The sequence below is a fragment of the Streptomyces sp. AgN23 genome (assembly GCF_001598115.1).
In the GTDB taxonomy this organism is placed as follows: Bacteria; Actinomycetota; Actinomycetes; order Streptomycetales; family Streptomycetaceae; genus Streptomyces; species Streptomyces antimycoticus.
The window spans coordinates 8,890,720-8,903,653 of the sequence record NZ_CP007153.1; the positions used below are offsets into that span (position 1 = coordinate 8,890,720).

At 67.9% G+C, this 12,934-nt stretch carries 11 protein-coding genes and 2 pseudogenes; 10 read left to right on the forward strand and 3 right to left on the reverse strand.

Going from position 1 to position 12,934, the window contains the following annotated elements; all coding sequences use genetic code 11:
• The first annotated feature begins 691 nt into the window (after positions 1–691).
• Together AS97_RS38460 and AS97_RS38465 are read left to right on the forward strand one after the other, a co-directional pair.
• Positions 692–2,185 carry an FGGY-family carbohydrate kinase gene (locus AS97_RS38460; RefSeq protein ID WP_210566521.1) on the forward strand — a complete coding sequence of 498 codons (1,494 nt, stop codon included), beginning with the start codon at positions 692–694 and terminating at the stop codon, positions 2,183–2,185.
• A gap of 203 nt (positions 2,186–2,388) precedes the next feature.
• A complete protein-coding gene (locus tag AS97_RS38465; RefSeq protein WP_247204620.1) occupies positions 2,389–3,066 on the forward strand; it encodes an MBL fold metallo-hydrolase in 678 nt (225 codons plus the stop codon).
• Positions 3,067–3,131: 65 nt separating this feature from the next.
• On the opposite strand, the gene AS97_RS38470 is transcribed toward AS97_RS38465, so the two are convergent.
• Entirely contained in the window at positions 3,132–3,890 is a 759-nt protein-coding gene (locus AS97_RS38470; protein WP_210566522.1) for a TetR family transcriptional regulator, read from the reverse strand.
• A 132-nt stretch (positions 3,891–4,022) separates the two neighbouring features.
• On the opposite strand from AS97_RS38470, the gene AS97_RS38475 reads away from it, so the two are divergent.
• From AS97_RS38475 to AS97_RS38485, 3 genes are all read left to right on the forward strand, one after another.
• Positions 4,023–4,808, forward strand: coding sequence for an electron transfer flavoprotein subunit beta/FixA family protein (locus tag AS97_RS38475; protein WP_210566523.1), 786 nt, complete (start codon positions 4,023–4,025; stop codon positions 4,806–4,808).
• Between the two features lie 86 nt (positions 4,809–4,894).
• The gene (locus AS97_RS38480; protein WP_210564484.1) at positions 4,895–5,857 is read left to right on the forward strand and encodes an electron transfer flavoprotein subunit alpha/FixB family protein; all 963 of its coding nucleotides are present in this window, start codon (positions 4,895–4,897) and stop codon (positions 5,855–5,857) included.
• 83 nt (positions 5,858–5,940) lie between these two features.
• Positions 5,941–6,609 carry a class I SAM-dependent methyltransferase gene (locus AS97_RS38485; RefSeq protein WP_210566524.1) on the forward strand — a complete coding sequence of 223 codons (669 nt, stop codon included), beginning with the start codon at positions 5,941–5,943 and terminating at the stop codon, positions 6,607–6,609.
• Between the two features lie 48 nt (positions 6,610–6,657).
• Here AS97_RS38485 and AS97_RS38490 read toward each other — a convergent pair whose 3' ends face one another.
• Positions 6,658–7,614 carry an alpha/beta hydrolase gene (locus AS97_RS38490; protein ID WP_247204621.1) on the reverse strand — a complete coding sequence of 319 codons (957 nt, stop codon included), beginning with the start codon at positions 7,612–7,614 and terminating at the stop codon, positions 6,658–6,660.
• Positions 7,615–7,859: 245 nt separating this feature from the next.
• Here AS97_RS38490 and AS97_RS38495 point away from each other — a divergent pair, with 245 nt between their 5' ends.
• The 5 genes and pseudogenes from AS97_RS38495 (at position 7,860) to AS97_RS47910 (ending at position 11,483) form a co-directional block, all read left to right on the forward strand.
• Positions 7,860–8,828, forward strand: a complete 969-nt coding sequence (locus AS97_RS38495; RefSeq protein ID WP_059145886.1) for a hypothetical protein — start codon at positions 7,860–7,862, stop codon at positions 8,826–8,828.
• 88 nt (positions 8,829–8,916) lie between these two features.
• Complete coding sequence (locus AS97_RS38500) at positions 8,917–9,783, forward strand: helix-turn-helix transcriptional regulator (protein WP_210566525.1); 867 nt, start codon at positions 8,917–8,919, stop codon at positions 9,781–9,783.
• A gap of 92 nt (positions 9,784–9,875) precedes the next feature.
• Positions 9,876–10,184 (forward strand): annotated as a pseudogene (locus tag AS97_RS38505) (aldo/keto reductase); the annotation flags it as partial.
• A 411-nt stretch (positions 10,185–10,595) separates the two neighbouring features.
• Positions 10,596–11,048, forward strand: a pseudogene (locus AS97_RS47905) (tellurite resistance TerB family protein); the annotation flags it as partial.
• A 99-nt stretch (positions 11,049–11,147) separates the two neighbouring features.
• Complete coding sequence (locus AS97_RS47910) at positions 11,148–11,483, forward strand: metalloregulator ArsR/SmtB family transcription factor (protein WP_247204856.1); 336 nt, start codon at positions 11,148–11,150, stop codon at positions 11,481–11,483.
• A 66-nt stretch (positions 11,484–11,549) separates the two neighbouring features.
• On the opposite strand, the gene AS97_RS38515 is transcribed toward AS97_RS47910, so the two are convergent.
• Positions 11,550–12,698: a DUF475 domain-containing protein gene (locus tag AS97_RS38515; RefSeq protein WP_059145883.1), complete on the reverse strand. Its 1,149-nt coding sequence runs from the start codon at positions 12,696–12,698 to the stop codon at positions 11,550–11,552.
• Between the last annotated feature and the right edge of the window lie 236 nt (positions 12,699–12,934).

Here is a 12,934-nt window from a genome sequence, read left to right on the forward strand (position 1 = left end):
GAGGGATTGCCGACCCCCTGGAACCCGACGCTCCCTCCGCGCCTCCCACAGGGGACGGCAAGTGAGTTGGGGATCCTGATGACGGGACCGAATGGCGAGACCACGCTTCCGCAGGTCTTGTTGGACGCCGCCGACGCGGCCCCGGGCCAGGTGCTGGTGCCTGTCCGGGGAGACGGCGGGGAACGGACCGTCACCTTCGCGCGGCTGCGGGACGAGCCGCTGCGCGTCGCGGTCGGCGGCACCGAGCGACACATCGCCGACTACCTCCCACCCGCCGCCGCCTCCGGATACGCGGAACGGTCCTGGCTGCCGGGCACGATTGCCTCCCGCCGACTCGTATCCCTGCCGCACACCGCTGTATCCGGCCTGCCACTGGTCCACGGACTGGTCAATGCCTCCCATGCGCATGCTTACTGGGACGCGGTCGAGGCGGCCGGAGTGAGCGCCGCCCCACTGCGTCTGCTCGGCCACACCATTGCCACCGAGCCACCGAGCCACCGAGCCACCGAGCCACCGAGCCACCGAGCCACCGTGGCACCGAGCCATCGTGGCACGGGACGACTTCTCACGGGACGTCTTGACCGGGTCCGAGAGCCGTCGTTCGCGCTGTTGATATGGCTTTTCTCCTGGATAAGGGCTATATATCCGGGGTTCCTTGACGCTGAAATCGCCTTCTGCCAGCGTGCTCGCCATGCCTCGCAACGCAGTCATCGGTGTGGACATCGGCACCTCGAGCAGCAAGGGCGTTCTCGTCGGCCTCGATGGGACACTGATCCGCTCGGCCACTCGGGAGCACACCCCCGCAAGGCCCGGCCCCGGTCACTTCGAGATGGACGCTGCCGTCTGGTGGCGCGAGTTCGTCGAACTCGCCCGGGAGTTGACCGACGCCGATGACACCACCTCCGCTGACGCCACCGTAGTCGCCGTAGGGGTCAGCGGCATGGGGCCCTGCGTCCTGCTGGCCGATGAGCACGACACCCCGCTGCGCCCCGCCGTTCTGTACGGTGTGGACACCCGCTCCGTCCACCAGATCCAGCGTATCGAGGCGCGGCTCGGCGCCGAGGAGATCATCCGCCGCTGCGGCTCCGCCCTGACCACACAGGCCGCCGGACCGAAAATCGCCTGGATCGCCGAGCACGAGCCCGAGGTCTACGCGCGGGCCCGGCGGCTGTACATGCCGAGTTCCTGGCTGGTCAGGAAGCTCACCGGAAACTACGTCCTGGACCACCACTCGGCCAGCCAGTGCACCCCGCTGTACGACACGCTCGCCGGTGAGTGGTACGCCCCCTGGGCCACCGGGATCGCCCCCGGTATCGAACTGCCGCCACTGCGCTGGCCCGGTGAGGCGGCCGGTGCCCTCACCGCCGAGGCCGGGGAGGCGACCGGTCTGCCCGCCGGGATCCCCGTCACCACCGGCACCATCGACGCCTGGGCCGAGGCCCTGAGCGTGGGGGCACAGCACATCGGCGACCTGATGCTGATGTACGGCACCACCATGTTCCTCATCCACACCGTGCCCAAGCCGCTGACCAGTCCATCCCTGTGGGGCACGGTCGGCGCCCTGCCCGGAACCCGGAATCTGGCCGGTGGCATGGCCACCTCCGGTGCGGTCGCCAACTGGCTCCGTGACGTGTTCGCCGACGGCGACCATGCCCAACTCACCGCGCTGGCCGCCGAGTCGGGCCCCGGCGCCAATGGCCTGCTGATGCTCCCGTACTTCTCCGGGGAGCGCACCCCGATCATGGACCCGGACGCCCGCGGAGTGATCGCCGGGCTGACCCTGTCCCACACCCGTGGCGACCTCTACCGGGCCGCGCTCGAAGCCACCGGGTTCGGCGTCCGCCAGAACATCGAGGTTATCGAGGCGGCCGGTGGCGACATCCGCCGTGTGGTCGCTGTCGGCGGCGGAACCCAGGGCTCCCTGTGGACGCAGATCGTCTCCGACATCACCGGCCGCCCGCAGGAACTGCGCACCATCACCATCGGCGCCGGTTATGGCGATGCTCTGCTGGCCGCGCAGCTCGTCGGGGACGCCTCCATCGAGGACTGGAACCCGGTGCGCGAGACGGTGACGCCCCGCGCCGAGCACACCGGGCGCTACGACGAGCTGTACGCCCTCTACCGGCGGCTGTACCCGGACACCGCCGCGACCGTCCACGCCCTGGCCGCGCTGCAGGAGCGCTGAGCGCCTTTCAGATACGCCCTCGTGGATCGGTTTCCCGAAGGCGTCGCATGGATTCGTTCGCTCGGTGTGGACGTCAAGGACGCGCAGCGCGTCCTCAGTTTCGGTCGTGTGCACCAGTTCGACACCCATCAGTATGTCGACACCTGTCGTCGGGTCATCCACGAAGGCGGTGGCTGCTCGACCGGCTGCGCAGCGACCAGCCCGTGGGCTCGCTGCGCACCCTGCGCGCGGCGGGAGCCGGGGACCTCGCCGACCGCATCGAGGCGATGGACCACGGTGGCTACGACCCGAGTGTGTGGGAGGCCCCCGACCGCTGGCTCGGCGCCGAGACCCTGCGCTTCGGGGAGCGCGGGCTGCGTGTCGTCCCCACCCCCGGACACACCAAGGGCCATGTGGTGTTCCTGGACGAAGAGCGGGGGCTGGTGTTCTCCGGGGACCACGTCCTGCCGCATATCACCCCGTCCATCGGCTTCGAACTCGCCGAACCGGGCGGCCGTCCGCTCGCCGACTATCTGGACTCGCTGCGGCTGATGACCCGCTACGCCGACGCCCGCCTGCTGCCCGCACACGGGCCGGTGGCCGACAGCACCCACACCCGGGTCGACGAACTGCTCACCCACCACGACGAGCGGCTCGCCAGAAGCCTGGCGGCGCTGGGCGAGAACACGCTCGACGCCCACGCGGTGGCGCGCAGACTCGCCTGGACGCGCCGGGCCGTGCCGTTCGCGGAGTTGAGCGCCTTCAACCAGATGCTCGCGATCAATGAGACGGCCGCACACCTGGATGTCCTCGTGCTGCGGGGGCGGGCGACGGTGGCATTCGCCGACGGTGTGCATCGGTACACGCGGGCGGTGACCAACGGGTCGGCGCCGTCTTCATGAACCCGGCACACGGCCACGGTATGGCGCTGAGTACCCTCTCCGGGCGCTGAGTGCCACGCCGGTGGCTAGCCGTCCCCCAACGTCTTCTCGATCTTCCGCACCACGCGCCACAGGGGAGCCTTCCGCGGCGCGACGATGACGACCACATCGTCCTCCTCGCTCTCCGGCGCGGGCACGGTGCCGCTCTCGGTGGATGGCCGGGCACTGCCCCATGTCTGCCGGACGAATGCCAGCGACTGATCCACTGCCTGCGCGCCATCGCCGTGCCCACCGCTTCGCAGCCAGGTCCGCAGCCCGTTGTTGTGCGCGGCGACGATGGCCGCGGCCTGCACTTCGGCCCGCAGCGCTCCGTTCGGGTCTCCCGCATGGCGTTGCCGCAGGTAGCGGGCCAGGGCGCGCTCGTAGCGGTGCACGACGGACAACTCGTAGCCGCGCAGGCTGGGCACCTCGCGGGTGAGCCGATAGCGCTGCACGGAGAACTCCGGATTCCCGGTGTACATCCGCATGACGAGGCGGGCCGCGTCACAGATCACGTCGAGCGGTTCGCCGTCGGTGCTCGTGGCGAGGAAGGCGCTCATCTCGGTCAGACAGCGCTCATGGTCGGGGAAGAGGACGTCTTCCTTGGACGGGAAGTAGCGGAAGAACGACCGGCGTCCCACTCCGGCCCGCGTGACGATGTCGTCCACCGTGGTCCGCTCGAAGCCATGCTCCACGAAGAGCTGGAACGCGGCCTCGATGAGCATCTCGCGCATGGGCGCCTTGCCGGACGGCCGGGGCCCGCCCACCGCCGCGGTCGCCTTGCCCTCGCCGCGTACGTCCGCCATGGAGGGAACGTAGCACCAGCGCCCGGCGGACGCGACACTGAGTGCCTTTACTGAGGGTACTGAGTGCCATACCCTCATTCAGGTGCTCCGGTGGGGCAGCGCGGACATCCACCAACAGTAAGGAGAGCCGGCGTGAGCTTGAGGATCGTTGTCTGTGTGAAGTACGTGCCCGACGCCACCGGCGACCGGCACTTCGCCGAGGACCTGACCGTCGATCGCGACGATGTGGACGGCCTGCTCTCGGAGCTGGACGAGTACGCGGTCGAGCAGGCCCTCCAGATCGCCGATGAGGCTGACGAGGCGGAGATCACTGTGCTGACGGTCGGTCCGGAGGATGCCAAGGACGCGCTGCGGAAGGCGTTGTCGATGGGTGCGGACAAGGCGGTGCATGTCGAGGACGACGATCTGCACGGCACGGACGCGCTGGGTACCTCGCTGGTGCTGGCCAAGGCTGTTGAGAAGACCGGCTATGACCTGGTGGTCTGTGGTATGGCGTCCACCGATGGTGGGATGGGTGTGCTTCCGGCGATGCTGGCGGAGCGTCTGGGTGTGCCGCAGGTGTCGCTGCTGTCGGAGGTGTCGGTCGAGGAGGGCATGGTGAAGGGGCGCCGGGATGGTGACTCCGCGACGGAGTTGCTGGAGGCGCAGCTTCCGGCGGTGGTGTCGGTGACGGATCAGTCGGGTGAGGCGCGTTACCCGTCGTTCAAGGGCATCATGGCGGCGAAGAAGAAGCCGGTGACTTCCTGGGGCCTGGAGGACCTGGAGATCGAGGCGGACGAGGTCGGTCTCGGGGGTGCCTGGACTGTGGTGGACGGTGCCACGGAGCGTCCGGCCCGTACGGCGGGCACGATCGTCAAGGATGAGGGCGAGGGTGGCAAGCAGCTCGCCGTCTTTCTCGCGGAGCGCAAATTCATCTGAGGCCGCTTGGCGGGTCGGAAGGTCTCTGGCCCCCTTTTCCCGCCCCCTATCTTTCGCATTTCGTATGTCGCAGGAGAGCGATTCCCATGGCTGAAGTCCTTGTCTATGTCGATCACGTGGACGGTGCTGTCCGCAAGCCCACTCTGGAGCTGCTGACCTTGGCCCGTCGTGTCGGCGAGCCGGTCGCGGTCGCGTTGGGTGCCGGTGCCGGGAGCACGGCGTCCGTTCTGGCCGAGCATGGTGCGGTGAAGGTGCTGACGGCTGACGCGTCCGAGTTCGCCGACTATCTGGTGGTTCCGAAGGTGGATGCGCTGCAGGCCGCGTATGAGGCGGTGTCGCCGGCTGCTGTGCTGTTCCCGTCCTCTGCGGAGGGTAAGGAGATCGCGGCTCGGCTCGCGGTCCGTATCGGGTCTGGGATCGTCACTGACGCGGTGGATCTGGAGGCGGGTGAGGAGGGTCCGGTGGTGACGCAGTCGGTGTTCGCGGCGGCTTTCACGACCAGGTCCCGGGTGTCCAGGGGCACGCCGGTGATCACGGTGAAGCCGAATTCGGCGGCGGTGGAGGCGGCTCCGGCCGCGGGTGTGGTCGAGGTGTTGTCGGTGTCGTTCTCGGGGCAGGCGACGGGGACGAAGGTGGTCTCGCGTACGCCGCGTGAGTCGACGGGGCGTCCGGAGTTGACCGAGGCGGCGATCGTGGTCTCCGGTGGTCGTGGTGTGGGTGGTGCGGAGAACTTCCCCGTTGTCGAGGCGCTGGCCGATTCCCTGGGCGCGGCGGTGGGTGCTTCGCGTGCGGCGGTGGACGCGGGCTGGTATCCGCATACCAATCAGGTGGGTCAGACCGGTAAGACGGTCTCGCCGCAGCTGTATGTGGCGGCGGGTATCTCGGGTGCGATCCAGCACCGGGCGGGTATGCAGACCTCGAAGACGATCGTGGCGGTCAACAAGGACGCCGAGGCTCCGATCTTCGATCTGGTCGACTACGGCGTGGTCGGTGACCTCTTCGAGGTCGTCCCGCAGCTGACCGAGGAGGTCAAGACCCGCAAGGGCTGACGTCGGACCGGCGACCCCTCGCGCCTCCCGCGACTGGAGTCGGATCGTGATGCTGACGCCCGCCGCCACCCTATTGTTGACCGATGCGCGCACACCGTATAGACCGCCCCGCCGATCTCGACGTGGTCCGTGAGTCCTATGACCGGGTGGCCGACAACTACGTCCACATGGTGGTGACGACGGGAGTCGGCGACATCCGTCGCCATCCCTGGCTCAAGGCGTCCATCGATGCCTTCGCCGACACCGTGGGCGATCTCGGGCCCGTCCTCGACGTCGGCTGCGGACCCGGGATGGTGACCGCCTACCTCGCCGAACGCGGACTCGACGTGTCCGGAGTCGACCTCTCACCCCGCATGATCGAAAACGCGCGCAGGCTTCATCCGCAATGCCGCTTCAGCGTCGCCTCCGTCACCGACCTCGACCTCGGAGAAGCGTCGCTCGGTGGTGTACTCGGGTGGTGGTCGCTGTTCACCCTTCCCCGCGACGTCCTTCCTCAGGTCCTCACCCTGTTCGCGCGCGCACTGAAGCCGGGCGGACACTTCATCACCGGAACACACGTCGGCGACGAGGACAAGGTGCGCACCGAGGCCTACGGAGGTGTGCCCGTTCGCTGGACGACACACAAATGGCGGCCGGAACTACTCGTGGACCTGATCGAGCAGGCCGGCCTGCACCCGGTCGCCGAACTTCGGCTCCCCGCGGCTGAGCACACCGGGCCGAGCGTGGTCATCATGGCCAAGCGCCCCGCCTGAGGACCGGGCGCGCCCGGATGTCGGGTTCGGCGACTCGGCGGGCCGGGCTCAGGGGCCGGCCGTGAGGAATTCGATGAGCGCGGCGTTCACCTCTGCCGGGCGTTCCTGCTGTGTCCAGTGTCCGCAGCCCGCCAGTTCGAGGGGTGGGCGTCGTAGGTTGGGCATCAGATCGGGCAGGCTCGCGATGAGTTCGGGCGTGCCGGGGAAAGCGGGAACGGGGTCGCGGTCACCGTAGATGTACAGGGCGGGCGAGGTGACGACGGCGCCGTGCCACGGCGCGGTCAGTTCCCAGTTGCGGTCGAGGTTGCGGTACCAGTTGAGAGCTCCGGTGAAACCCTCGGAGAAGCTCTCGGTGAGCGTGTCGAGGTCGTCCTCGGTGAACCACTCCGGCAGTACGTCGGGGTCCGGCATGGTGTCGAGCCAGCCCTGCTCCGGGACGACGAGCGGCTGCTCGACCGTGTCGGGAGCGTCGCCGGAAATCGAGTAGAAGATTTTCCGCAACGCGGTGCGGGTGTCCCTCGCGAGCTCGGCGTCGGCGACACCGGGACGGTTGAAGTAGTTCCAGTAGAAGCGGCCACCGAACCTCTTCTCCATGGCGGCCAGCGGAGGCTGCGCGCCGCGGAAGGGCGGTGGCACGCTCAGGCCGGCCACCCCGAGCACCATGTCCGGTCGTAGCAGCGCGGTGTTCCAGGCGACCGGCGCGCCCCAGTCGTGCCCGACGACATACGCCTTGTCCTCGCCCAGTGCCCGGATCAGTCCGACGACGTCGCCGACCAGGTGGAGGATGCTGTACGCATCGACGTCCTCGGGATGGTCGCTGCGCCCGTATCCACGCTGGTCGGGGGCGACCACTCGGAAGCCCGCCTCGACCAGGGGGCCCAACTGGTGGTGCCAGGAGTGCCATGACTCGGGAAAGCCGTGCAGCAGCACGACCAGGGGGCCTTCGCCTTCCTCGGCGATATGCAGCCGAATCCCGTTCGTGTCGACCATTCGATGCTCAACCATGGATACGAGCGTACGCGCCATGATCGTCGGCGATGGGGGGGACCGGACTCCGCCGGACAGCATGGTCCTGCGATTCCAGGGATAAGCCGGGTACTGGCTGAGCCACGCGGGTGCGCCGATGCTTCTTCCTGCAGGCCAGTTCGCGGTTGCCGGGGCAGATCTGGCGGAACGTCCGTCGTTCCCCTTCCCTCCCGCTTGCCGCGGTGGCCCGTCTGTTATGCAGCACATCACCTTCGGAGGCGATCATGCCGAAACACCTTGTCCTCCAGCTGGCGGTGACCACTGCCGGTGCCCTGATCGGACTTACCGCGGTCTCGTCAACAGCCGAAGCGGCTGTGCCGCCCCTCTCGCACCCGCGGATCGTCGCCCATTTCGACCGTCCAGCCGGGCAGGTGGCGGAGAGCGTCATCGTGCGGCCGAACGGGTCGGCGGATGTCGGCCTCATCCTGTCGCGGCAGGTGGCTCACGTCACGCTCGGCGGACGCGTTGAGGTATTGGCGACCATGCCGCTCCCCGCGGATGGGGGAGTGAACACCCCTGGCCCCGGGTCCGCCGCGGTGACAGGGATCGAACGAACCGGAGACGGAAGCCTCTACTTCCTGTATTCGGCAGGGGACGCATCCCTCACCGGCCTCTGGAAACTGCGCCCGGGAGGCAAACCGGAGCGTGTCGCCGCTCTTCCGGCGGCGAGCTTCCTCAACGGACTTGCCAGGGACGACCGTACGGGCGACTTCTACATCACCGACTCCACACAGGGCAGAGTGTGGCGGGTCGGATCGCACGGCGGAACTGCCACGCTCTGGGCCGCGGGAGAGGATTTCGCCCCGACGCACTTCTTCGGCGCCAACGGCGTGAAGGTGCACAACGGAGCTGTATGGGTCTCCAACCTCGATCGAGGAACAATCCTTCGTATACCGCAGACAGAAAAGGGAACGGCCGGTCCGCATCAGGTCATGGCATCCGGACTCGACAGCGTCGATGATTTCGCCTTTACCGGCCGCGGTGATCAGCTGCTGGCCGCACTCAATATCCCGAGCGAGGTGGTCCTCATCACTCCGGGCAAGGCTAACCGTATCGTCCTCGATGAGAGCGATGGTCTGCAGAACACCACAGCACTGGCGGTCGACGGCGAGACGGTCTACGTCGCCAGCGGTGCGCTCACCACAGGCGGGGACGCGAATCTTCTGACGGCCCACCTCGGTCACCACGACTGAGGCGACCACACCCGCGCCGGCTGCCTGGCAGTTATCCTAGGAAGGGCAGTCCCATGTTGCCGACCGCAGGGTCGGTGACAATGGGAACATGAGTCGTCCAGAGAACTCGCTGGGTAACGCGCTGCGTGGATGGCGTGCCCGCATTACGACGGAAGACGTCGGACTGCCGGCCACCGGCCGGCGACGAACCGCCGGCCTGCGCCGCGAAGAGCTCGCCCATCTGGCGGGAATATCCACGGATTACCTTCTGCGCCTTGAACAGGGCCGGTCCCAGCGTCCCTCTCGCGACGTCGTGGCCTCACTCGCCCGCGCGCTGCGACTCAGTACGGATGAAACCTGCCATCTACACCTGGTGGCCGGGCTTCGTCCGCCGACGCCGCCCACAATCCCGCATCAGATGCCGCCTGGTGTGCAACGGCTCGTCAGCCGCTGGGGAAACATCCCGGTGGGCGTGTTCTCCGCCTCATGGACCCTGCTGACATGGACGTCCATGTGGGCGGCCTTGCTGGGTGACCCGGCCCTTCGATCGCCAGAAGAGCGAAACCTGGTACGCGCGGTGTTCAACGAGCCGTCGGACACGGGCCGTCCGCTCTTCCCCGTCGAGCAGAGCACCCCCGAATTCAAAGCCGCTCTCGTCGTCGACCTCCGGATAACGCACGAAGCATATCCTCGTGATGAGGGCTTCAGAATGCTGATTGATGAGGTCATGGGTAACAGCGAGGAGTTCCGGGAGCTATGGAGTACTCCAGCGCTCGGCTCCCGCCTGGGCGGGCATAAACGCCTGCGGCATCCTCTTGTGGGGGAGATACGTCTCGACAACGATGTGCTGAAGGTACCCGACCACGATGTGAGGATCGTGACCTATACGGCAGAGCCGGGCTCTTCGGACGAGGAAAAGCTGGAGTACGTGCGCATTGCCGCCACCCGGACCACGCTGCCGCTGTCATCCGGCTGAGCCGTTGGGAGCGGACCGGGCCGAGCGACTGGTCGGAGGACGGTGAGCTGCCCGGGTGGTCCCATGCGGGCAGGCCGGAGCAGCTCAGCCCCGGCGGACCGGTCGCCAGGGCGGCAGTGCGCCACGGCGCGACCCCAAGGCAGGTCGCGCTCGCGTGGCCGCTCCAGCGATCACCGGGAATCCCGCCCATCCCGGGCACGACCTCGGTCGCCCACCTCGAAGAGAACGTCGCGGCCGCGTCACTGATATCCGCAGCGGCGGCCGACGGCCGTGATGACCGTCGGCGGAAACCCTTTCGTGCCCGCTGTGCCCGGCCCGAGCCGCAGGCTGACCGGCCGTCGGACAGTCCACGGGATCCTGCCGGCACGCTGACCTCGTCAGCCGGCTGGTGTGGTGGGTGACCCCACACTCCCACCAGCGGTAGCGACAGGAGCAGGACTGATGACCGGGCTACGTGATGGCGGCCACCGATGCCGGCGGCGAACGGTTCGGAGAACGTGTCGTCTCCACGGCGCCCACCCTCGGCGAGGCCGCCGCGTTCGGCGCAGCTACCGGATGAACTATGCGTCGGTCCGCCGTGGCCACGACGACATCACTACCGCGGTCGGTGGCCGCAGCGTCGCGTGAACGGTCGGGCGGCCCGTAGGTATGTAGCACCAACCGGCGATTCGCCAGGCGGCCGCGGTGTACCGCAACCGATCATTTGAAGCCAAGGGGAGCGAGGGTGCCGCGGCGGCGCGCGAGGGGTCTCTACAAACCTGTAGATTCTGTTTTCTCCTCACTATGGAGGTATTACTGACAAGGAGATGCAGATGACGCTGTGGGACCGCCTCAAGGACTCGGTCCAGACGATGCAGGCTCAGCTCACGGCGAAGAAGAACGACTTGCGGAGCGGGGCTTTCCGGGACGCGAGCATGGCGATGTGTGCCTTGGTGGCTGCGGCGGACGGCACGATCGATCCGTCCGAGCGGCGGCGCGTCGCCCAGCTCATCGCCACCAACGACGTGCTCCAGAACTTCCCCGCGGACGATCTGCACCGCCGCTTCGAGGACCATCTCGACCAGCTCACCGCGGACTTCGCCCTCGGCAGGGCGAGCGCCATGCGGGAGATCGGCAAGGCGAAGCGGAGGCCCGCCGAGGCCCGGGCCGTCATCCAGATCGGCATCGTCATCGGCTGCGCCGACGGCTACTTCGACGACAGCGAACGGGACGTCGTCCGCGAGGCGTGCTCAGCCCTGGACGTCCCCCCGACCGAGTTCGACCTGCACCGCCCCCTCCGCGTCCCCCGGCCGTCCCGGGCCCCGGATGAGCTTTCGCGGGCGGCCGGCGACCAGGTGTCCGGGCGGGCGGAATCCGGTACGGGAGTGGCCATACGCCCCGAGGCCGCCGTACCCGGCGACGACCTCCAGGTCTTCCTCAAGGCGCTGACCAGCGGAACCCGTCAGAAGCTCTTCGCGCACTTCATCAATGGCGAGGAACTGACCGTCGGCGAGGTGGCCGAGCGGGCCGGACTCGGCCCGTCGACCACCTCCGAGCACCTCGCGGTCCTCCGGCGCGGCGGCCTGCTCCAGTCGACGCGCAGCGGCAAACTGGTCCGCTACCGCGCCGACCGGGAAGGCATCGCCGAACTGCTCGGGCAGCTCCATTCCTACCTTCTCGCCCCCTCCGAATCGCCGGACCCCCCTCTCACCCAGGGCTGAGCAGCACCGTCCGCTTGGCGGCGGTCCCGCGGCCTGCGGCCCTGCGGTCCGCGTCGGCGGTCCGGCTCAGACGCCGGAGGAGACCTCAGCCTTCTCGTTGGACCCCGTGTCCTTCCCCTCGGCCGCCGCCGACCTGCGGTTGCGCTGGACCGAGGAGAAGAAGGACCAGGCGATCAGGACGACGCCGACGAGGCCCGTGATGACCTCGTGGATCTCGTACTGGATGGTGACGAGCAGGATCACGGCGAGGGCGCCGATCGCGTAGTGCGCGCCGTGCTCCAGGTAGACGTAGTCGTCGAGGGTGCCCTGGCGGACCAGGTAGACCGTGAGCGAACGGACGTACATCGCGCCGATGCCGAGGCCGAGCGCCATCAGGACGATGTCGTTGGTGATCGCGAAGGCGCCGATGACGCCGTCGAAGGAGAAGGACGCGTCCAGGACCTCCAGGTAGAGGAACATGAAGAACGCGGCCTTGCCGGCCATCACCACCGCCGGGACCTTCTTGCCGCTCCGCTTGGCCTCTTCCTCGGCCTCGTGTTCGCGCTCCTCCTCTTCCTCGAGCCTGTTCTCGAAGTAGCCGGAGAGGCCGCCTACGATCAGGTAGGTGATCAAGCCCGCGATGCCGGCGATCAGGACGGTCTCCGTCTTGTCCGCATGGATGCCGCCGTGCTGATGGGCGTTGGTGGCGAAGGTCATCGCGGAGACGAGCAGCACGACGAGCGCGATGCAGACGGAGAGCATGTCGACCTTGCCGAGCTTGGCGAGCGGCCGCTCCAGCCAGGCGAGCCACTTGATCTCCCGGTCCTCGAAGATGAAGTCGAGGAAGATCATCAACAGGAACATGCCGCCGAAGGCGGCGATCGACGGATGGGCGTCGGTCACCAACTGCTGGTACTTGTCCTTGTCGTCGAGCGCGAGCCGTACCGCTTCGATCGGACCGATCTTGGCGCTGATGGCGACGATCACGACCGGGAAGACCAGACGCATGCCGAAGACCGCGATCAGGACGCCGATGGTGAGGAAGATCTTCTGCCAGAAGGCATTCATCTTCTTCAGGACCCCGGCGTTGACCACGGCGTTGTCGAAGGACAGCGAGATCTCGAGGATGGACAGGATCGCCACGATCCCGAAGCCGGTCCACCCCCCGTAGAACACCGCCGCGACCAGACCGAGCGCGGTGACCGCGAACGACCAGCCGAACGTTTTCAGAAGCACTGGCTACCCAATCGTTGTGTACGGGGCTCCCCCGCGCCGTACCTGGCTTTGCGAAACATTGACCCTGCAGTCTAGAGCGATGCCCCGCAGCCCCGACACATATTCCGGGCCAACAGCACGAGACTTCCACTCGCCGCCGTGCCGGCCGCCGATCGTTTGGCCGCTTCCTTGTCCGCCCACCGCTCGGCCGAAGGCGGCCCGGTGAGTATCCCGGTGCTCACGACGACCGCACATCG

Excerpts from the sequence above, each read along its gene's own strand:
- AS97_RS38460 (WP_210566521.1), top strand. The coding sequence starts at position 692 with ATGCCTCGCAACGCAGTCATCGGTGTGGACATCGGCACCTCGAGCAGC.
- AS97_RS38470 (WP_210566522.1), bottom strand. The coding sequence starts at position 3,890 with ATGGCGGACGTACGCGGCGAGGGCAAGGCGACCGCGGCGGTGGGCGGG.
- AS97_RS38480 (WP_210564484.1), top strand. The coding sequence starts at position 4,895 with ATGGCTGAAGTCCTTGTCTATGTCGATCACGTGGACGGTGCTGTCCGC.
- AS97_RS38485 (WP_210566524.1), top strand. The coding sequence starts at position 5,941 with ATGCGCGCACACCGTATAGACCGCCCCGCCGATCTCGACGTGGTCCGT.
- AS97_RS38490 (WP_247204621.1), bottom strand. The coding sequence starts at position 7,614 with ATGGTTGAGCATCGAATGGTCGACACGAACGGGATTCGGCTGCATATC.
- AS97_RS38495 (WP_059145886.1), top strand. The coding sequence starts at position 7,860 with ATGCCGAAACACCTTGTCCTCCAGCTGGCGGTGACCACTGCCGGTGCC.
- AS97_RS38500 (WP_210566525.1), top strand. The coding sequence starts at position 8,917 with ATGAGTCGTCCAGAGAACTCGCTGGGTAACGCGCTGCGTGGATGGCGT.